Below are 18952 nucleotides of genomic sequence, written 5' to 3' on the forward strand. Positions count from 1 at the left end.
GAGGAGGTATCGGTGACGACCACAGAACAGACCACCGCCCAGGCGACCGACCAACAGGCCCCACAGAGGAGTCGCTGGCCGGCGGTCACCGCAGTGGCCTTGGGAACATTCCTGCTGGTCACCGCCGAGCAACTGCCGATCGGGCTGCTGACCGCCGTGGGATCGGCGCTGTCGGTCTCCGAAGGGACGGCCGGGCTGATGGTGACGGTGCCCAGCCTGGTCGCCGCGGTCGCGGCACCGCTGGTTCCGGTGCTCGTCGGCGGATTGGACCGGCGGCTGCTGCTGCTCGGCTTGATGGGGGTGATGACGCTCGCCAACGTGGCCTCGGCCCTGGCACCGAGTTTCGCCGTTCTGGTGTCCTCCCGGGTGCTGGTCGGGGTGGCGATCGGAGGCTTCTGGGCCGTCGCCAGCGGCCTGGCCGTGCGACTCGTGCCCACCGCGAACGTGCCACGGGCCACCGCGATCATCTTCGGTGGCGTCGGAGCCGCGAACGTGTTCGGTGTCCCGCTCGGCACGCTGCTCGGCGAGTTCTCCGGCTGGCGCATCGCGTTCGCCACGCTGAGCGCCCTGGCGCTCGTCGCGCTGCTCGCTCTTCTGGCCGTACTGCCGCCGTTGGCCGCCTCCCAGCCCGTCCGTCCGCGGCTGCTGGCCGAACAGTTCCGCAACCCGGGTGTACGCGTCGGCATCCTTGCGACATTCCTCATCGTGACCGGCCACTTCTCGGCCTACACCTTCGTGAGCCCGGCGCTGCAGAAGCTGTCGGGGATCGACGAACGACTGGTCGGCCCGTTGCTGTTCGGATTCGGCTTGGCGGGCGTGGTCGGCAACTTCGTCGCCGGCGCCGCGCTGGCGCGCCATGCACACCGGACCGTGCTGGTCATCACCGTGACCCTGGCGGCCGTGATGCCGCTCTACGTGGTGCTGGGCCGAGGACCGATCAGCGGGGCCGCGCTGTTGATCGCCTGGGGTCTGGCCTTCGGCGGCGTGTCGGTCAGCCTGCAGACATGGATGATCAAGGCCGCGCCACAGACCGTGGAAGCGGTCTCCTCCCTGTGGGTGGCGGTTTTCAACCTGTCGATCGGCCTCGGCGCACTGGCCGGCGGCGTCATCGTGGACTTGCTCACCCTCCAGGCCGTTCTGTGGCTCGGCGGCGTCTGCGCCCTGGCAGCCGCACTCGCGGTCTGGAGTGCACGCGCCAACAAGAACCTGCGATGACCAAGATCCCCGTCCCACCCCCGAGGCTCGACTTCAACGTGACCTGACCACACAGAAGCTCGGGCGGCGCACCGTCGAACTCCGGGTGACCAAGCGGCTCGGACCGGCCCGTATCGCGGCCGGCCTCGGCATCCGCCGTGCTGGGCAAGGAGCTTGACTACACCCGCCACATTGCCGGTCGGCGTCGCCCTCGTCCTGCGCCGGCCGGTCCTGGCCGTTCGACCACGGTGAGCCCGCCTGCCGGTTCCGATCTCCCGGTCCGAACGGATCAGCCGACCGCCGCCGCGCCTCCCTTTTCGGGCGCGGCGGCGGTCGCGCGGAGGGCGCGGGCGGCGATCGTGCGCAGGTGAGCCCGCAGTTCGGGCGGCTCGTGCACCTGGAACTCGCAGCCCAGCAGGAGCAGCCGGGACGCCAGCCACTCCAGGGTGTCGGCGCGTCCCCGCAGGCGGCAGCTCTCCTCGTCGATCGGCTGGACCTCGCCCGGGGCGGCGCCGAGCCGCTCCGCCGCCTCTGCGGCGGGAAGGCGCACCGTGGCGAGAACCTCGTAGGTGGGAGCGAGCGAGTACATCCTGCCGGTGACGAAGGCGGCCGCGTCTCCACCGGGCGGCTCCCGCGGCGGGACCCGTACGCCGATCGGCCGGACGTCGGTCATCCGGTCGACGCGGAAGATCCTCCAGTCCTCCCGCTCGTTGTCGTACGCCAGCAGGTACCAGCGGCGCCCGGCCAGCACCAGACGGTGCGGCTCGACCAGCCGACGGGTCTCGCCGCCGTCCCTCGTCCGGTAGGCGAACCGCAGGCGTTCGGAGGCGGCGGCGGCTCCGGCGGTCACGGCGAGGACGCTCGGGTCGGCGCGGGGGCCGTTCCCGGTCAGCATCGCCACCGTGGCGGCCCGGAAGGCGCCGACCCGGTGCCGCAGCCGGGACGGCAGCACCTGCTCCAGTTTGGCCAAGGCGCTCAGGGACGCCTCCTCGATGCCGTTCACCGGGTTGCCGGCCACCGTGCTGAGGCCGACGGCGATGGCCACCGCCTCCTCGTCGTCCAGCAGGAGCGGCGGCATCGCCGTGCCGGCGGCGAGCCGATAGCCCCCCGCGGCCCCCATGGTCGCCTCCACCGGGTACCCCAGCTCGCGCAGGCGGTCGACGTCGCGGCGGACGGTGCGGGGACTGACCCCCAGCCGCTCCGCGAGCTCGCTGCCGGGCCATTCCCGAGGGGTCTGCAGGAGCGACAGCAGGGTGAGCAGCCGGGCCGAGGGATCGTTCATGGCGTCCATCATGCCCCGCTATATAGGCCGCGATCTGACCTACATGGCCCCTACGGTCGGTGACGTACGCATGAGCTCCCGAGGAGAACAAGCAGCCATGACCGATGACATCCGCTCTTTCCGCATCGACGTCCCCCAGAGCGACCTGGACGACCTGCGTGACCGCCTGGCCCGTACCCGGTGGACCCGGCAGCTTCCCGGCGAGGGGCGGAGCCGCGGCGTGCCCGTCGCCCGCTTGAAGGAGCTGGCCGACTACTGGCGCGACGGCTACGACTGGCGCCGCCACGAGGCGCGCCTGAACGAGTTTCCCCAGTTCATGGTCGAGATCGAGGGGCAGGACATCCACTTCCTGCATGTGCGGTCGCCGGAGCCCGACGCCCTGCCGCTCATCCTCACGCATGGGTGGCCGAACTCCTTCGTCGAGTTCGCCCACCTCGTGGACCGCCTCACCGACCCCCGTTCGCACGGCGGCCACCCGTCCCAGGCGTTCCACGTCGTGGTCCCTTCGCTGCCCGGTTTCGGGTTCTCCGCGCCGCCGCGGGAAACCGGCTGGAACGCCGCTCGCGTGGCGCGGATCTGGGCCGAGTTGATGCGCCGCCTCGGCTACGACCGCTACGGCGCCGAAGGAGGAGACTTCGGCGCGTACGTCGCCCCCGAGCTGGCCAAGGCGGCCCCCCAGCACATGGTCGGCGTCTACGTCATCAGCGGGCTCGGGTTCCCCACCGAGGACGACGTCCCCGGTATGACGCCGGAGGAACTCGCCCAGTACGAAGCGATCCAGCAGTGGGCGGGCGGCAGCAACGTCGACCATCACGCGTTGCTCCGCACGGCGCCCCAGACGTTCGCGTACGGGTGGCACGACTCCCCGGTCGCCGCACTGGCCTGGATGATGCAGAAGTTCGAGGACTTCAACACGGCCGAGCAGCCGGCGGACGAGCTGATCGACCGCGACCTGATCCTCTCCAACGCGAGCCTGTACTGGTTCACCGGGACGTTCGGTTCGTCGTCGTGGCCCTACTACGACAGCACCGGCTTCGGTTGGCCGGAGGGCCAGAAGGCCGTACCGACCGGTGTGTACAGCGGACCGCCCGGATTGCGGCGGCTCGCCGAACGGCACAACACCGTCCTCCACTGGCCGCTGGACAACCCGGGCCGCCACCATTTCGTGGCCATGGAGAGGCCCGACGCGGTCGCCGCCGACATCCGCGCGTTCTTCGACAGGGTCCGCTGACCACGGGCACCCGACGCGCCGCCTGGCCGGAGGGCCTCGACCCGGCGGCGCGCCCCTCCCCGACCAAGTGTCGCGTGAAATTCCGGGCCGATCGCGACGGCTTCGGGGGCAGCCAGGATCAGACCGTCGACCGTGACCGGGACCAGCCGGGCCGCCACGCCGGATTCGCCCCGCAGCCGCACGGGCCCGTTCGGAGTCGTGATCGCGTGGCCGGGAAAGGATTGGACGGGATGATGCTCGGGCTTGTAGCTTGCAGTTGATCGTGACACCGCCCGAGGAGGTGAGACCCATGAACGCTGTATCGATGTGGGTGCTCCCCCTTCCCGTCACGGTCGGGCGATTGACGTAGGTGTCGCCGGGAGCGCCTCGCTGACAAGGCACTCCCGAAAGGCAACACCTATGCACTCTCAGCAGGTCACCGCCGAGCCGCCGTCGAACGACAGGGGAGAGCGTGACTCCACGGCGGGCGACGTCCCCGGAGTTCTCCGGTCGCCGGCCTCCGGCGCCGATCGCGCGCCCCTCATCTTCGATGTGATCATTGCCGGGTGCGGGCCGACCGGTGCGATGCTGGCCGCCGAACTGCGGCTGCACGACGTGCGGGTACTCGTTCTGGAGAAGGAAACCGAGCCCAAGTCGTTCGTCCGCATAGTCGGTCTGCATATTCGCAGTCTCGAGCTGATGGCGATGCGCGGACTGCTGGATCGCATCCTCCAGCATGGAAGACAGCGTCCGGCCGGCGGTTTCTTCGCCGCCATCCCCAAACCCGCGCCCAAGGGCCTGGATTCCGCGTACGCCTATCTGCTGGGCATCCCCCAGCCGGTCATCGAGCATCTGCTCGAAGAGCATGCGATCGAACTGGGTGCGCAGGTCCGGCGCGGTTGCGCGGTCGCCGGTTTCGAGCAGGACGACGAGGGTGTGACCGTCGAGCTGGCCGACGGGGAACGGCTGCGTTCGCGCTACCTCGTCGGCTGTGACGGCGGGCGCAGTACGGTGCGCAAACTGCTCGGCGTCGGCTTCCCGGGCGAGCCCTCGCGGACCGAGACGCTGATGGGCGAGATGGAAGTGGGCGTGCCGCAGGAGGAGATCGCCGCCAAGGTGGCCGAAGTCCGCGAGGCCCATCAGCGATTCTGGCTCCGGCCCTTCGGCCAAGGGGTCTACAGCGTCGTAGTTCCCGCCGCGGGAGTCAGCGACCGCGCGGAACCGCCCACCCTCGAGGATTTCAAACAACAGTTGCGCACCATCGCCGGAACCGATTTCGGTGTGCACTCCCCGCGCTGGATGTCCCGCTTCGGGGATGCCACCCGGCTAGCCGAACGTTATCGGGTCGGGCGGGTGCTGCTGGCCGGCGATGCGGCACACATCCATCCACCCATCGGCGGGCAGGGCCTGAACCTGGGCGTTCAGGACGCATTCAACCTCGGCTGGAAACTGGCCGCACAGATCCGCGGCTGGGCGCCGGAAACACTGCTGGACACCTACCAGGCCGAACGTCATCCGGTCGCCGAGGACGTGCTGGACAACACCCGCGCCCAGATGGAACTGCAGTCCACCGAACCGGGCCCGCAGGCCGTGCGCAGGCTGCTCACCGAACTGATGGACTTCGACGAGGTGAACCGCCATCTGATCGAGAAGATCACCGCGATCGGCATCCGCTACGACTTCGGCGAAGGCCCCGACCTGCTCGGCCGCCGCCTGCGCGACATCGACGCGAAACAGGGCCACCTCTACGGTCTGCTGCATCGCGGCCGCGGCCTACTGCTGGACCGCACCGAACGCCTGACCGTCGGCGGCTGGTCAGACCGGGTCGATTACCTCGCGGATCCCACTGCGGAACTGGATGTCCCGTGCGTCCTGCTACGCCCCGACGGCCACGTCGCCTGGATCGGCGACGATCAGCAGGACCTGGACGACCACCTCTCCCGCTGGTTCGGCAAGCCCGCCAACTGATCTCGCCTGAGCCAACCGAAAAGGCCCGCGAGAAGGATGGGAACGGCCAGTAGCGACTGACCATCGGAAGGCTGGAAGCAGCATCTGCCGTGGTGCTCTGACGCCAGGGTCGGCCTGGGAGGAGGGTCAGCCTCCGAGTGACGACCGGAAGACGGCGGAAGAGCACCGCGGGGTGGATCGGCGCGCGTTTCCGGGCTTGAGCAGCGACCGAACGGCGCTGCCCCCGATCCCGACGGCGACCCGCGCGTACTGGCTGTGTCGCACACCGATCGCTAGCGGGGCGCCCCGTCGCGCTCGTTTCTTTGGGCGAGGCGCTGGAGTTGCCCTTCGTGCACGCCGGCCACCCACTCCCAGCCGTCCTTGGCCGATGGGCCGACCCGCGGGTCGCTGAGAGCACGGCCGTCACGCAAGGAGTGCAGGTACGCCCGATCCTGGTCGATCCGTGCCTGTACCTGGTCGGATCCGCCGACCGACCCGTGGCCCGGGACGAAGACATTGACGTCGCCCGCCACGCCCTCGAGCAGCCGCAGAGCGGCGAGGTAGTCCTCGATCGGGTCCGCGATGTCGTTCAAGTCGAGCATCGGAATCAGGACATCAGAAAGCATGTCGCCGGCGACGAGAACCCCGCGTTCCTCGATCAACAGCGCCGCGTGGCCCGGGGCATGCGCTTGATGCTCGATGATCCGGACTTGAGGGCCATCCCAAGGAATCTGCACAGTTTCGGCGGGCAGGCCGGTAATGAGGCCGAGTAGGTCCAGCGGTACCTGCCCGGCGATTTCCGTCTCGAGCAGGTGAGCGGCGATGCGGGCCTTCGCACCTGCGTCCGACAGCTGATCTCGGACAGTGGCCGCGCAGCGCGCCGTGCCGTAACGGGGCGCCTCGCCGAGCCGGGCGTGCCAGAGCAGGTGATCCCAATCCGGATGCGTAGAAAACCCTGCCACAACGGGCTGACCCAACTCGCGAAGGTCGTTCGCGAGGCAGTCGATCTCGGAGCCGGTCACCCCGGGGTCGATGAGCAACACACCGGCCCGGCCCTGCACCACAACGGCGTTGCTCTGCACGAACTCGCTCTCGTGGACCAGCACACCCTCCGCGACCTGCCTCAGCACGAGCTCGCCTCCCATGCATCCCGGATGGCGTAGCGATGCATCGTGACGCCCTGCTCGAACGATCGCTGCTCCAGCAGGTCGAGGTCGATCGGCAGGTCGTAATCGTCGAACAGCGGCCTGCCGAAGCCGAGTATGGCGGGATGGGTGAAGAGCAGCAGCTCGTCAAGCAGCCCAGCCCGGAGAAGCTGCGTCGCGATTGCCGCGCCGCCGACACCGATGGTGCCGTCGGTCTCGGCCCGGAGCGCGGCGAGCTGCTCGATCGTATCGTCTCCGCCGATGATCCGGGTGTTGTGATCGGCACTGCGGCGGGTACGAGAGACAAGCACCTTGGGCTTTGCGGTCCAGATCTCGCCGTACTCACGCATGACATCTGGCAGCGACGCGTCCTCGCGCGCCCGCGGCCAGTACTCCTCCATCGTCTCGTACATGACCCGGCCCTGGACCATCAGGGCGAGCGCCTGCGCCCGGGCATTGAACTCGCGGTGCAGTTCCTCGCCGATGCGCAGCCACTCGCCCGCGCCGTTGTCCCCCGGAACCTGCTCGATCCGCAGGTCGAGGGACACGTTCATCCAATATACGAAGTGGCCCATCATCTCCTCTTCCACTATAGTGATTGCATTCTGCAACTACTATATTGAGGACGAAATACCTGTCAAGGAGGAATCGTGGAACCACGGTCCGGGTGTCCGATCAACGCCGCCGTCGAGGTGCTCGGAGATCGCTGGTCGTTGCTCGTGCTTCGCGACGTCATCTTCGGCGACCGCCGCTACTTTCGGGCGCTGCTCACCGGGTCGATCGAGGGCATCGCTTCGAACATCCTCGCCGACCGCCTCGTGCGGCTCGTCGAGGCAGGGATCCTCACCCGCGGCACCGCCGCGCGGGGGCAGCGCGCTCGCTACAGTCTCACCGAAACCGGTATCCAGACTCTTCCGATCATCTACGCCCTCGGCAACTGGGGCCTCGACTGGCGCCCGGGCAGCGACGAGCTCCGGAGCCGGCAGCAGCTCATGCGCGATGAGGGGCCGGCGTTCATCGAGGAGCTCATGGACGAGCTTCGCGTCCGCCACCTCGGCGCCCCACCGAAGCCGCACGACGGTCCAGGCCCGTTCGAGCGCCTCGACGCCGCCTACGCCGCGGCCGGCGAGCAAGAACACGCCGATCAACGGTGACGGAACGACAGCCGCCCTGAGGTGCGGGTCGGCGACGCGGTGGTGATGATGTTCGACACGGCTTCCCGCTTGCCGCCCACCCCGGCTTTCCTTCGCCTGCACGTCCCCGACGCCGACGTCGCCACCGCCGCGCCGTCGAGGCGGGCGGGACGTCGGTGACCGAGGTCACGCACCTGTTCTGGGGCGACCGGGTGAGGCGGGTACGCGACCCATTCGGCAATCGGATCAGCCCGATGTCGCCGGGGCCGCGGGTGACGTGGACAGGTCAAGGCTCGCGGGCACGGCTTCGAAGGCGCCGTGCAGGCGTTGGACGAGGAGCTGCCGGCCTCCGCGTCCGTCGTGGCGGACCCAGTCGCGGGCGGCCACGCTCCAGGCGATGGTGGTGAGTTCCGCCAGCACCTGTAGGCGTAGATCATCGTCAGCCAGGCCGAGCTTGCCGGCCAGGCAGGCGACCACTTGCTTCTCGACTCCGGTGCGGTAGTAGTCCACGTAGGCCAGCAGGGCGGGAGCGGTCAGGATCAGGCGACGAGTCGCGACATACCGCTGATCCCAGTCGGGATCGAGTGCGGCGACCGCCCGCGCGAGGGTGTCACGCAGTTCGGCCAGGACGATCCCGGACAGCTCACGCTCTTCCAGCCCGGCCACATACGCCGTCCACAGTTGGGTTTCGGCCTCGATCGCGACGGCTTCTTTGGCGGGGAAGGCGCGGAAGAAGGTGCTCTTGGAGACCTCCGCCTCCTCGACCAGCTCCTCCAGCGTGGTGGCCTCGAACCCCTTCTCGGTGAACATCCGCAGTGCGGTCTCGGCCAAGGTCCGGCGGGTGCGCAGTCTCTTGCGCTCGCGCAGCGGCAGGGCTCGATCGCCGGCGGCAGCGGTGCCGGTGGTCTCAGGGGTGGTGACCATGCCCCGCATCGTAGCCGAGATGACGGCTCTCAAGAACGAAACATACACAGTCTCGTTTAAGACTTGTACTCGAACGAGACTGAGTGTCATTATTTTGGCTCGCTCGTCCGTGACGCGTCCGAGCAGACCCCGAACGCGCATCACCGCGAAAGGACACATCGACCATGCCTACCGTCGACGTCATCGACTCCCACATCGCCTATGTCGACACCGACCCGGAGAGGGAGGGCGAGGTGCCCGTGGTGTTCCTGCACGGCAACCCGACCTCCTCGTACCTGTGGCGTAACGTCATCCCGCACGTCGCCGACCACGCCAGATGCCTGGCCCCCGACCTGATCGGGATGGGCGCCTCCGGCAAGCCCGACATCGACTACGGCTTCGCCGACCAGGCTCGCTATCTCGACGCCTTCCTCGATGCGCTGAAGGTGCGTGAGGTGATCCTGGTCGGTCACGACTGGGGCGGCGCGCTCGCCTTCGACTGGGCGGCGCGACATCCCGAGCGCACCCGTGGCGTGGCATTCATGGAGACGATGCTGCGGCCGATGTCCTCCGACGAACTCCCCGCCCCCGCGCGATCCCGGTTCAAGGAGTTCCGTACACCCGGGGTCGGCGAAACGCTGGTGCTCGACCAGAACATCTTCATCGAGACGGCTTTCAAGGGAGGCGTCGTGACCCCGCTGAGTGAGGAGGAGATGCGGCCCTACCGCGCGCCGTACCCGACGCGTGACAGTCGGCGCCCGCTGCTCGCGTGGCCGCGCATGATGCCGCTCGACGGTGAACCGGCCGACGTCGTCGCCCGCATGATGGACTACGACGTCTGGCTCGCCGGCAGCGCTGACGTCCCCAAGCTGCTCATGACCTTCGACTCCTCACCCACGCTGCTGATCGGCGCCGAAATGATCGCCTGGTGCGCGGACAACGTCGCCGCGCTGGAGATCGAGCACTGCGGGCCGGCCGGGCACCACGCCCCCGAGGATCAGCCCGACGCGATCGGCGAGACGATCGCCCGATGGCTGCGGGCGCACGAACTGGTCCTCAAGGAAGGAGGAAAGTCAGCGACAGCCCGCGGATGACCACGTCCCACTACGCGGCGATCGCCCTCCACCAGATCTCCGAAGAAGAGCCGTTCCAGCTCTGCCCGCGATGGCACCCCACGGAACGCGCCCAAGATGACGGCATTTCAGCGGAGCGCTTCGGCGAGGGTGGAGCGGTGCCGGGTCACCCAGGCGGCGGCGTCCCGCACCGTCCTGACCGCGCCGGTGTCACGCAGATAGATCATCGAACGATCGCCGGAGGCGGCGGCCGCTTCGATGCCGCGGCGGCACCGCTCCTGCCACCAGATGATCGTGTCGATCAGGAGGCTCCGGTCGGTCAGCCCGTACGCGTCGCAGACGAGCCGGACCTTCCGTGCCACGACCCGGGCGTCGGCGATCTGCGGGCCGAGGCCGAGATACTGCCAGCAGACGTGGGCGACGTCGTGGATCCGGGCGCCCGGGGCAGCGAGGTCCCAGTCGATGAACGCGAACGGGACGCCCGCGCGGTAGACGGTGTTCCTGGGTGACAGGTCGTTGTGGCAGACGGTCTCGCTCCCGGCGGCGAGCGACGTGCCGGCGGTCAGGTCGTGGAACTCGCGCACCAACCGGGCCACCCGGAACAGCCCCTCGTCGGCCGCGACGTCCACCCGCGACCCGCTCCCCCACGGGACGACGCCGTCCAGGTGGCTCAGGACCTGCCTGCCCTGCTCGTCGATCCCGAGGAACCGCGGCGCGCCCGACCATCCGGCGCGTTCGAGGTACGCCAGCAACCGCCGGGCGAAGTCGGCGCGCACCGGGACGGCCCGCCGCACCGTGTCGCCGACCCGGACCACCTTGTTCACGAAGCCGCCGGGCAGGATCTCCTCTCCGGTCACCGCTCGGATCCTCTCCTGCGTGAGTAGGGCCCGCCGTCCGGGAGCCGGCCGTCCGGTCTCCGGATGACCGCCTCACCCGTGGACGTACGGCCGAGCCGTATCCGCCGGACGGCCATACTCCGGAGGCTATCGCCGTCTCGCGAGGAACTTGACTCTCCCATCGTGGGAGACCCGAAGGTAGGGCATGTGAGTGATGACCTGCTCAGCATCGGCGAGCTGTCCGAGCGGACCGGCCTGTCCGTGAAACTGATCCGGCACTGGTCCGACATCGGCGTCGTGCCTCCGGCGGCGCGGACCGCGGCCGGCTACCGGCGCTACGGGCCCGAGGCGGTGGCCCGGCTGGAGCTGGCCCGGACGCTGCGCGAGCTCGGGCTCGCCATGCCGGTGATCCGCGAGGTCGTCACCCGGGAGCGCGACCTCGCCGAGGTGGCCGCCCTGCACGCGGACGCGCTGGAGGCGCGGATCCGTACGCTGCGGAGGCGGCAGGCGGTGTTGCGCTCGTTCTCCCGCCAAGGATCGACAAGCGAGGATCTCACCGACATGACCGACCTGGCACATCTGTCCGCCGCCGAACGCAACGCGATCGTGCACGACTTCGTGACAGACGCGCTCGGCGACCTCGACCCGTCCGCGTACCGGGACGGGCTGCTGCTGGCCATGCCCGACCTGCCGCCCGACCCCACCGCCGGGCAGGTCGAGGCGTGGATCGAGCTGGCCGCACTCATCCGCGACCCGGAGCTGCGCACCTCGGTCCGCCGGATGGGCGAGTACGCCGCCGAGCAGGGCGTTCGCGAGCACCGCGAGGAGGATGTGCGGGAGGCGCAGGAGATCACGGATCTATGGGTCGCCCGCGTCGAGGCCGCTGTCACGGCCGGGATCGCCGCCGACTCGCCGGCGGCCGAGCCGGTCGTGGCGGGCATCGTCGCGGCCTGGCTGCCCGGCCAGATCCGCGCCGGCTTCTCCCCGGACGGCCCCGGCGACGGTGACGGCCCGGCGGCCCGCCGCCGGCTTCTCGAACAGCTCGAGACCGCTGCCGACACCCGGCTGGAGCGGTACTGGCAGCTGATGTGCCTGATCAACGGCCTGCCGGTGCGTCCCAGCATCGCCGCGGCGGGCACGTGGCTCGCGACCGCGCTGCGCGCCAACCCCGAGCCCGGCGCACGGGCCGACCGCATCGGCGAGATCCTCGACCAGGGGTCGGACGTCGATCCCGAGGCGAAGCTGGAGGCGTGCGCCCGGGTGCTCGCCGAGGTGGAGGAGCTCGTCGCCGCCGTCCGGCCGGAGCGGTTCGGCGACCCGACCCCCTGCGGCGACTGGGACGTGCGCGCCCTGCTCGACCACCTCGTCTGGGAGAACCTCCTCTGGACCGGGCTCGCCGAGGGGACGCCCCGCTCCGACTTCGCCGCCGACCATCTCGGCGCCGACCATGTCGCGGCGTTCCGCACGGCGGCTCGCGCCACGCTCGCCGGCTTCCGCCGTCCGGGCATGCTCCGGCGGCAGTACGGCCCGGCCCCCGGCTGGCGCTTGGTCGAGCAGGTCACCATCGAGATGCTGGTCCACGGCTGGGACCTGGCCCGGGCGATCGGCAGGCCCACGGACCTCGCTCCCGACGTGGCAGAGGCGATCATGCCCGTCGTGCGGGAGATCTACGGCGACCTGCCACGCACTCCGGGCGGTTCCTTCGGCCCGGCGCGTCCCGCGCCCGGCGACGCGACGGCCGCCGACCGGCTCGCGGCCTACCTGGGCCGCCCCGTCGGCTGAGCCGTACGCGACGCGCGGGGACCCGGTCGCCCTGGGCGGCGGCCGGCTGATCCCCCAGGACGTGGTGCCTCCCGGGACGCGGAGCCGGGCCGTGGGCGCCGTCCGCGAACGCGCCGGTCAGGCGCGGGAGGTGAGGGCGAGGTCGAACTCCACGCCCACCTCGTCGTTCAGTTTCAGCGCGCCGAAGAACGCCGAGTAGGGACGGATCCCCCACCGGCTCTGCACCACCGTCGTCGATCCGCGCACCCGGTCGCCGACGGACCGCCCCTCCAGCGTGACGGTGCGGGTGGCCCCGGAGATGGTGAGATCGCCCTCGACGTGAAACGCCTCTGTGGTGCCGTCCACACGGGAGGACCGGAACGTGATCGTCGGATACTCTCGCGCGTTCAGGACCTTTTCTCGCACATTGCGTACGATGTCCGCCCGGTCGGAGTCGCTGAGCGGCTTGATGCCGCCGGTGCCCTCCTTGACCTCGATCGACGCGACGTCGACCTCCACGGTGAGCGAGGAACCGGCGGGGTCCGCCACGACGGCCTCTCCGCGCCAGCGCGCGGGTTCGAGGGTGAGATCGTGGCCGGCCTTCGCGCCCAGACCGGCGCGGGTCGTCCTGATGAGGAGCCGCCCCGACTCCGGGCCGATGGTGTAGGTGCCAGGCTCGATTCCCATGCCTCCAGCCTAGGCGGGCCCGCGTCGCCCCCCGTTGGGCCGAGAGCGAACGAGGCGGCGGACCGTTGCGGGCGTCAGCCGCCGCCGGTCTCCTCGGCCCGGGAGGACACGTACGCCCCCTCACCAGGGAGGACGTAGACGAGGCCCTCGTCGCTGAGCTCCTGGATCGCCCCGCGAACGTCCTCGGGCCGCACGCCGTACCGCTCGCACAGGCTCACCTCGGAGGGGAGCGGGCGGTCCGGCTCGATCCGGCCGCTCAGGATCTCGTCGCGGAGGATGTCCGCGAGCTGCCGATACACGGGTACGGGGCCCTCGTGCTCGATCCTCGTGGCCACAACCGGTAGATGTCCCCACTCTCGCCCCTTTTCTCCCCTTTCACCGCAAATATCCGGCAATATCCGGCGGGCCGAGGGCTCGATCGCCTCCACCATGCCACGCTTTCTGATCACTCGGCGCATCTGCCGGTCTCGCCCGATGCCGCGGGCGACAGGACGTCACCGACAATGGCTCACCACTGATCATGATCGGAGCCGACAGCGGAACAGCGTCTGCACAGATAAGAATCATCTACATCATATGACGCAGCGTTACCGCGAATTTTGCGCCTGAGCCATTTTCTTGACACTTCCCATCCGGGTTGGGCTTACCAGCGCTTCGGAATGGATGGTCCAGCTTACATAGGGCTTTGCCTCGACAATGTTCACGAGCACTTACTGTCGGATATGGTGATGAATATGTGCCGGCCACCGAGAGTGTTGTGAGGGCCCTGTTGCGGCGGCCCGAACAGCGAATTCTCGCAGCCGGTCACCCGACCGGGAAGTGTCTTTGTTCAGGAGAGAGCCTCCGGCGTTCAATATTCGAACCAGCGAATAAACCTGACGAAGAGAAACTCTTCTCGATGAAGAGAACAACGAGGTCACAACTCTTGGTTGGCTGTCGCAGCGCTTTCCGCCATGAATGGAGCGGCTTTCGCAACCGAACCAGCCATGTGCCGAGCAAGTCCTGACAACGCAAGCCCTGGGAGCCGGGCCGCCGAACCCCGACCGGGTCGAGGGCGGCGGTCCCTGACACGGTGGGCGCTGGTTGGCGTGAAGACGCTGGAGCGGCCTCTCTCCTCAACCTCCGCTACCGGACAGGAGGACGATCGTGAGGATCGCGTTTTCAGAACCGCGGAGAACCCGGCGGCAGCCTGCGCTCGCGCTCGCGGTGACCTTCTTGACACTCGGCGCCCAACACGCCGCAGCGCCGGCCGCCCATGCCACCCCGTTCGCGATCGCGAACGTCGTCGCACGGCCGGCCGGGGGCAACGTGGTGATCGAGTGGAACCGGACGCTGCTCGACATCGTGCGCAGTCCGCACGCAGAGTCGACCATCCACCCCACCCGTAACTTCGCCATCATGAGCGCAGCCGTCTATGACGCGGTCAACGCGATCAGCCGCGCTCATCCCCTCTACGGCTCCGGCCTCGCCGCACCGCGGGACGCCTCCCGCCCCGCCGCGGCCGCGGCGGCCGCGCACGACACCCTCACCGCCCTGTACCCGGCACACAAGGCCGGCCTGGACCGCCAGTTGGCCTCCGATCTCGCCGGCATTCCCGACGGCCGCGCCAAACAGGAGGGCATCAAGGTCGGTGCCCAAGCGGCCCGCGCCATCATCGCCCTGCGCGCGCACGACGGGGCCGACGCCACCCCGCCGCGCTACTCCACCACCGGCAAACCCGGCGACTACCGGTCGACCCCGCCCGCCTTCAAGGCACCGGAGTTCACCCACTGGGGCAAGGTCACCCCGTTCCTCCTCCGTACCGGCCACCAGTTCCGTCCCGTCGCGCCCCCGACGCTGAGCAGCCGCCCATACGCGGCCGCCATCAACGAGGTCAAGACCATCGGCGCCGCCCGCAGCCTCACGCGTACGGCGGAACAGACCACGCTCGCCAAGCTCTGGGGCGGCCCCGCCCAGAACTACTGGTACGACGTCGCCCAACAGATCGCCCTCGCGCGCCACAGCGACCTCGACCAATCGGCGGACCTGTTCGCCCTGCTCAACCTCACCGTCGCCGATGCCACCATCGCCATCTACGACGCCAAGTACACGTACCGGTTCTGGCGGCCGATCACCGCCATCCGCCTCGCCGCCGGCAACCCGCAGGTCAAACGAGACCCGACATGGACCCCGCTTGTCGCCACTCCTCCCGACCCGTCCTACCCGGGCATGCACAGCGACATCAGCACGGCCGCCGCCACGGTACTCGCCGCCTTCTACGGCGACCGCAACACCTTCACCCTCACTTCACCGGCCACCGCCGGCGGCCCCCGGCCCTACACCAAGCCCTATTCCAGCTTGAGCGCCACCGCGACCGAAGCCGGGCTCAGCCGCATCTGGGGCGGCGTGCACACCCGGCTCGACCACAAGTCCGGCAACGAACTCGGCGCCGCCATCGCTCACTACACGCTCGGCCAGTCGAAGCTCGCCCCAGCCGTCCCGAGTTCGCCGACCGGAAAGACCCCGGCCGGCAGCGCCAGCCCCGCCGGCGCCACCGTCGCGAACGCCACCGTCGCGGTCCGAGACTCCAAGCTCGGCAAGATCCTCGTCGACGGCCGAGGACGCACGCTGTATCTGTTCGTGGCGGACAAGGGCACCACCTCGACCTGCTACGGCGGGTGCGCGACCGCCTGGCCGCCCCTGACCACCACGGGCAAGCCGCAGGCCGGCAGCGGCGCATCACCCGCCTTGCTCGGCACCACCGCCAGGACCGACCACACCACCCAGGTCACCTACAACGGCCACCCGCTGTACTACTTCGTCACCGACGTCAAGCCCGGCGACACCACCGGGCAGGATGTCGACTCCTTCGGTGCCAAGTGGTACGTGCTCGATCCGAAGGGCAACAAGATCGGAAAAGGCTGAGTGCCCGGCCACGGTAGCCGCCATACGCACAACGTCGAGCAGCCGTTGCGACGACGTCTGCGCTGTGGATCTACCAACGGTTGCCCGGGGCCGGTGCCGCCCCGGGTCCGGGCGGCCCGCAGTCAGGCGGGCGGTTCCAGGGAGACGCCGAGCTGGGCGAGCAGTTCCACCTGGTCGAAATAGAGGCGCAGGCTGACGATGAGCCGGTTCTCGACAGTGGCGAAGTAGCAGCAGCGCAACCGCAGGGGGCGTCCGGACGGGGGGATCACATGTCCACCCGGGGTCATGTAGGGCCCGTCGTGGGTGCCCACCATCACCAGCTCGTCGACCGCGAGATCATCCTGCTCGGCCGCGGTCTCCACCACGATGCGGACGTCCGGGAACGCCTCCCAGAACTGCCAGACGAAGGAAGCGAGTTCCCCGTGCCCCTCGCACACTCCCTCGGGGCTGACCGCCACGCCGACCGGGCTGAAGGTGGCCAGAAGCGCGTCCATGTCATGGGCGTTGAACGCGGCCGTGTACCGGTCTCGCACGTCCCTGATCTCGGACATCCCGTCGCCCCCTTCGGACGCGCTCGCGGTGGAAGAACGCGCTCGCCGGACGAGCCGCCCTCGCCCCCGGAGGCGGTCGCGGCCCTCACACCCGAGGCGTGAACTGGGAAAGGTCGTAGATCCCGAGGGACTTCTCGATGTCGGCGACCTGGCTCACCACTCCGGTGAACCCGCTCGGGCCGAACCGGCGGTGCTCCTCGTCCTCGAAGATCTCGCCGAGCTCCTTGAATCGCGCGGGCGGCACCACGTCCCGGAACTCGGGGAAGACGACGGTGTCCTCGCGCGCCTCGTGCGGCTCGTACATCCGGATGAAGGCGGCCATGGAGGCGCCGAGGTCGCGGGGGCTCCGCGTCCCCGGGGTGCCTGCGGCGCCGGGTGTCGGCGAGGGGGACGACCCGCCGGTGGCGTCGATGATGCGGCCGGTGAGCACCCGCCCGCGCCGGTGCTGCAGGCGCAGGACGGAGACGGTGTCGGTGAGCTTGCCCGCCTTGACCAGGGGAGGGAAGACGTACTTCTCCTCCAGCTCCTCGTGGTACTGCTCGATGAAGCTCCGGATGAGCCGCGCGCCCGCGTTCAACTCGTGCGCCGGAACGGGCTGGCCGGCGTCGACGCGCCGGATGCCCTCCCGGTAGATGAGCAGGATCCGCTTGAGGACTCCGTGCTCGCGCATCAGGTCCTCCGGCGGCGTCACCGGCACCTGCGCCTCCGACGGCGAGGCGCCGGGAGAACCGGGCGGCGAGGGCGAGCCGGTCGCGCGGCCCTCGACCAGGTTCAGGTTTCCGGGCCCGCAGGCCGTCAGCGCGAGGCCGCCCGCCAGGGCCGCGGGCACCCGCAGCAAATCACGCCGGTGCATCTCCGGCGTACGAGCGTCCCCCGCACCATCCGCACTCACCCTGCCTCGCCTCCCCGACCGTCCGGCAGTCCGCGCAGGTCAGGTCCTTCCCCGGACATCTGATCAGTTCGCCGACGGCCGGGTAATCCTTCGGCCACCCCTCGGTGCGTCCCTTGCCGATCGGTCCCGGGACGGCCGCGGTCAGAGGCGGATCTCGTCGATCGTCCGCACCGGGTTGGCCAGCTCGCCGATCTCGTCGATCTCGATCCGCACCTCGTCGCCCGGAAGCTTTCCTCACCCGGTTCGGCGAAGGGGCGCGCTGACGCCGCCGCCGGGCGGCCTCGAGCCGGTGTACTCCGGCAGCGGCAGGGGCCGGTCGAGGAGATAGCCGCGCAGCGTCGCGAGGTACGTCTCCGGCCGGTCCATGGCGATGGCGTGCCCGGCCCCCGGCACGTACACGAGAGAGGACTCCGGCAGCGTGCGCCGGTAGTCGTAGGTGACCTCCCACGTCTTGTAGTCGCACTCGCCCCGCATGATGAGCGTCGGCACCCGCACACCGCGCAGCCGGGGGCGCGGGTCGGGCAGGGTGGCCGCGTCCTGGATGGTGAACAGGTTGACGTAGAAGCCTGGCCGGTTCGCGGGCATCCGCAGGGCGGGCCGTCCGGGGCAGGTCGTGGCGGGCAGCGACGCGGAGAGCATGTCGCGGAAGCGCGCGTCCGCCTCCCGGTCGCCGACCAGCGCGTGCGCGGCGTCCGGGTTGATCCCGGCGAGCAGGTCGAGCGCGATCATGCGCGGCCATGTAGTGCGCGGCCAGCGCGCCGCCCCACGACTGCCCGACCAGGATGATCTTCTCCGTGCCGATCTCGCGCCGGATCGCGTCCAGGTCCGCCACCTGCCGCGCCACCGTGTACCCCGTGACGTCGGAGAGCCTGCTGGAGCGGCCCGCGCCGAGCTGGTCGTACGCGTACACGTCGAACCCGTCGGCGGCCAGCGCCTTGCCGGCCGGGGAGACGCCGTCATTGGCTGTGCCGGGGCCTCCGTGCAGGAACACCACAGGGGTCGGGCGCGCCGCGCCCGAGGCCGGCACGTGGCTGTACGCGATGCGCGAGCCCGTGGGCAGGTTCCAGTACCGGACGTCGGAACCGGCGGCCGGGCCGTCCCGGCCCGGCATCGGGCGGAACACCGTCACCCCGGTGAGGACGGCGAGCACCACGGTGACGGCCGCCGCCGTGATCAGCGCCGTACGGCGGGCCCGCCGCGCGGCGGCCAGCGCGAACGCCGCCCAGGCGAGCAGGAAGACGGTACCGGCGAACGCGGCGAGCATGGCGGCGGCGAGCGCGGGGACCGCGCCGGTGACGAGGGCCGCGCCGAAGAACCCGGCCACCGCCGCCGCCAGGCCCGCGACCAGGGAGATCACGAGAACGACAGCGCCACCGAGGCGGCGCAGAAGAGCAACAGGAGTCATGAAGGCCACGCTAGGAACGCGTGACGGGA

17 protein-coding genes and 2 pseudogenes are annotated in these 18952 nt (G+C 70.0%); 8 read left to right on the forward strand and 11 right to left on the reverse strand.

Translation table 11 applies throughout. The annotated features are described in order from the left end of the window. The first annotated feature begins 12 nt into the window (after window positions 1-12). Window positions 13-1215: an MFS transporter gene (locus tag AWQ68_RS20225; RefSeq protein ID WP_066942459.1), complete on the forward strand. Its 1203-nt coding sequence runs from the start codon at window positions 13-15 to the stop codon at window positions 1213-1215. Between the two features lie 268 nt (window positions 1216-1483). Here AWQ68_RS20225 and AWQ68_RS20230 read toward each other — a convergent pair whose 3' ends face one another. Continuing rightward, a complete protein-coding gene (locus tag AWQ68_RS20230) occupies window positions 1484-2476 on the reverse strand; it encodes a helix-turn-helix transcriptional regulator (protein ID WP_066942461.1) in 993 nt (330 codons plus the stop codon). A 97-nt stretch (window positions 2477-2573) separates the two neighbouring features. Here AWQ68_RS20230 and AWQ68_RS20235 point away from each other — a divergent pair, with 97 nt between their 5' ends. Both AWQ68_RS20235 and rox read left to right on the forward strand, forming a co-directional pair. Beyond that, window positions 2574-3707, forward strand: a complete 1134-nt coding sequence (locus AWQ68_RS20235) for an epoxide hydrolase family protein (RefSeq protein WP_066942463.1) — start codon at window positions 2574-2576, stop codon at window positions 3705-3707. A gap of 522 nt (window positions 3708-4229) precedes the next feature. Next, window positions 4230-5654 (forward strand): rifampin monooxygenase, encoded by a 1425-nt coding sequence (gene rox / locus AWQ68_RS20240; RefSeq protein WP_218006953.1) that lies wholly within the window; start codon window positions 4230-4232, stop codon window positions 5652-5654. A gap of 272 nt (window positions 5655-5926) precedes the next feature. Here the strand turns inward: rox and AWQ68_RS20245 are convergent, their stop codons facing one another. Next, window positions 5927-6763: an MBL fold metallo-hydrolase gene (locus AWQ68_RS20245; RefSeq protein ID WP_066942697.1), complete on the reverse strand. Its 837-nt coding sequence runs from the start codon at window positions 6761-6763 to the stop codon at window positions 5927-5929. Further along, complete coding sequence (locus AWQ68_RS20250; RefSeq protein ID WP_245656016.1) at window positions 6757-7332, reverse strand: dihydrofolate reductase family protein; 576 nt, start codon at window positions 7330-7332, stop codon at window positions 6757-6759. Before AWQ68_RS20250 ends, AWQ68_RS20245 begins: the two co-directional genes overlap by 7 nt. Before the next feature lie 96 nt (window positions 7333-7428). Between AWQ68_RS20250 and AWQ68_RS20255 the strand changes: the two genes are divergently transcribed. Continuing rightward, a complete protein-coding gene (locus AWQ68_RS20255; RefSeq protein ID WP_066942466.1) occupies window positions 7429-7932 on the forward strand; it encodes a winged helix-turn-helix transcriptional regulator in 504 nt (167 codons plus the stop codon). A 225-nt stretch (window positions 7933-8157) separates the two neighbouring features. Here AWQ68_RS20255 and AWQ68_RS20265 read toward each other — a convergent pair whose 3' ends face one another. Continuing rightward, the gene (locus AWQ68_RS20265) at window positions 8158-8835 is read right to left on the reverse strand and encodes a TetR/AcrR family transcriptional regulator (RefSeq protein WP_066942700.1); all 678 of its coding nucleotides are present in this window, start codon (window positions 8833-8835) and stop codon (window positions 8158-8160) included. A 161-nt stretch (window positions 8836-8996) separates the two neighbouring features. On the opposite strand from AWQ68_RS20265, the pseudogene AWQ68_RS20270 reads away from it, so the two are divergent. Next, window positions 8997-9908 (forward strand): annotated as a pseudogene (locus AWQ68_RS20270) (haloalkane dehalogenase); the annotation flags it as partial. A gap of 107 nt (window positions 9909-10015) precedes the next feature. On the opposite strand, the gene AWQ68_RS20275 reads toward AWQ68_RS20270, so the two are convergent. Further along, window positions 10016-10744 (reverse strand): phosphotransferase family protein, encoded by a 729-nt coding sequence (locus tag AWQ68_RS20275; RefSeq protein ID WP_157545513.1) that lies wholly within the window; start codon window positions 10742-10744, stop codon window positions 10016-10018. Window positions 10745-10930: 186 nt separating this feature from the next. Here AWQ68_RS20275 and AWQ68_RS20280 point away from each other — a divergent pair, with 186 nt between their 5' ends. Further along, on the forward strand, window positions 10931-12505 hold the full coding sequence (locus tag AWQ68_RS20280; protein WP_066942470.1) for a TIGR03086 family metal-binding protein: 1575 nt from the start codon (window positions 10931-10933) through the stop codon (window positions 12503-12505). A 117-nt stretch (window positions 12506-12622) separates the two neighbouring features. On the opposite strand, the gene AWQ68_RS20285 is transcribed toward AWQ68_RS20280, so the two are convergent. Continuing rightward, complete coding sequence (locus tag AWQ68_RS20285) at window positions 12623-13171, reverse strand: YceI family protein (protein ID WP_066942471.1); 549 nt, start codon at window positions 13169-13171, stop codon at window positions 12623-12625. Window positions 13172-13245: 74 nt separating this feature from the next. Continuing rightward, window positions 13246-13506 carry a winged helix-turn-helix domain-containing protein gene (locus AWQ68_RS20290; RefSeq protein ID WP_066942473.1) on the reverse strand — a complete coding sequence of 87 codons (261 nt, stop codon included), beginning with the start codon at window positions 13504-13506 and terminating at the stop codon, window positions 13246-13248. A gap of 871 nt (window positions 13507-14377) precedes the next feature. Here AWQ68_RS20290 and AWQ68_RS44275 point away from each other — a divergent pair. After that, entirely contained in the window at window positions 14378-16075 is a 1698-nt protein-coding gene (locus AWQ68_RS44275; protein WP_066942475.1) for a phosphatase PAP2 family protein, read from the forward strand. A 122-nt stretch (window positions 16076-16197) separates the two neighbouring features. Here AWQ68_RS44275 and AWQ68_RS20300 read toward each other — a convergent pair whose 3' ends face one another. The 4 genes and pseudogenes from AWQ68_RS20300 to AWQ68_RS46455 all read right to left on the reverse strand — a co-directional run. Then, window positions 16198-16626: an ester cyclase gene (locus tag AWQ68_RS20300; protein ID WP_066942477.1), complete on the reverse strand. Its 429-nt coding sequence runs from the start codon at window positions 16624-16626 to the stop codon at window positions 16198-16200. A gap of 85 nt (window positions 16627-16711) precedes the next feature. Further along, window positions 16712-17479 (reverse strand): hemerythrin domain-containing protein, encoded by a 768-nt coding sequence (locus AWQ68_RS20305; RefSeq protein ID WP_066942480.1) that lies wholly within the window; start codon window positions 17477-17479, stop codon window positions 16712-16714. Window positions 17480-17752: 273 nt separating this feature from the next. Then, entirely contained in the window at window positions 17753-18247 is a 495-nt protein-coding gene (locus AWQ68_RS46450; protein ID WP_066942481.1) for an alpha/beta fold hydrolase, read from the reverse strand. A 52-nt stretch (window positions 18248-18299) separates the two neighbouring features. Continuing rightward, window positions 18300-18629 (reverse strand): annotated as a pseudogene (locus tag AWQ68_RS46455) (alpha/beta fold hydrolase); the annotation flags it as partial. On the opposite strand from AWQ68_RS46455, the gene AWQ68_RS45065 reads away from it, so the two are divergent. Further along, entirely contained in the window at window positions 18546-18947 is a 402-nt protein-coding gene (locus AWQ68_RS45065; RefSeq protein WP_245656007.1) for a hypothetical protein, read from the forward strand. The pseudogene AWQ68_RS46455 and the gene AWQ68_RS45065 overlap by 84 nt on opposite strands. The last annotated feature ends 5 nt before the right edge of the window (window positions 18948-18952 follow it).

The sequence above is a fragment of the Microtetraspora fusca genome, from assembly GCF_001570365.1.
GTDB classification, from domain to species: domain Bacteria; phylum Actinomycetota; class Actinomycetes; order Streptosporangiales; family Streptosporangiaceae; genus Microtetraspora; species Microtetraspora fusca.

What these genes read in the sequence shown, in the direction of transcription:
- AWQ68_RS46450 (WP_066942481.1), bottom strand. Translation starts at nt 18,247, where the DNA reads ATGATCGCGCTCGACCTGCTCGCCGGGATCAACCCGGACGCCGCGCAC.
- AWQ68_RS20305 (WP_066942480.1), bottom strand. Translation starts at nt 17,479, where the DNA reads ATGCACCGGCGTGATTTGCTGCGGGTGCCCGCGGCCCTGGCGGGCGGC.
- AWQ68_RS20285 (WP_066942471.1), bottom strand. Translation starts at nt 13,171, where the DNA reads ATGGGAATCGAGCCTGGCACCTACACCATCGGCCCGGAGTCGGGGCGG.
- AWQ68_RS20265 (WP_066942700.1), bottom strand. Translation starts at nt 8,835, where the DNA reads ATGGTCACCACCCCTGAGACCACCGGCACCGCTGCCGCCGGCGATCGA.
- AWQ68_RS20230 (WP_066942461.1), bottom strand. Translation starts at nt 2,476, where the DNA reads ATGAACGATCCCTCGGCCCGGCTGCTCACCCTGCTGTCGCTCCTGCAG.
- AWQ68_RS20235 (WP_066942463.1), top strand. Translation starts at nt 2,574, where the DNA reads ATGACCGATGACATCCGCTCTTTCCGCATCGACGTCCCCCAGAGCGAC.
- AWQ68_RS20250 (WP_245656016.1), bottom strand. Translation starts at nt 7,332, where the DNA reads ATGAACGTGTCCCTCGACCTGCGGATCGAGCAGGTTCCGGGGGACAAC.
- AWQ68_RS20300 (WP_066942477.1), bottom strand. Translation starts at nt 16,626, where the DNA reads ATGTCCGAGATCAGGGACGTGCGAGACCGGTACACGGCCGCGTTCAAC.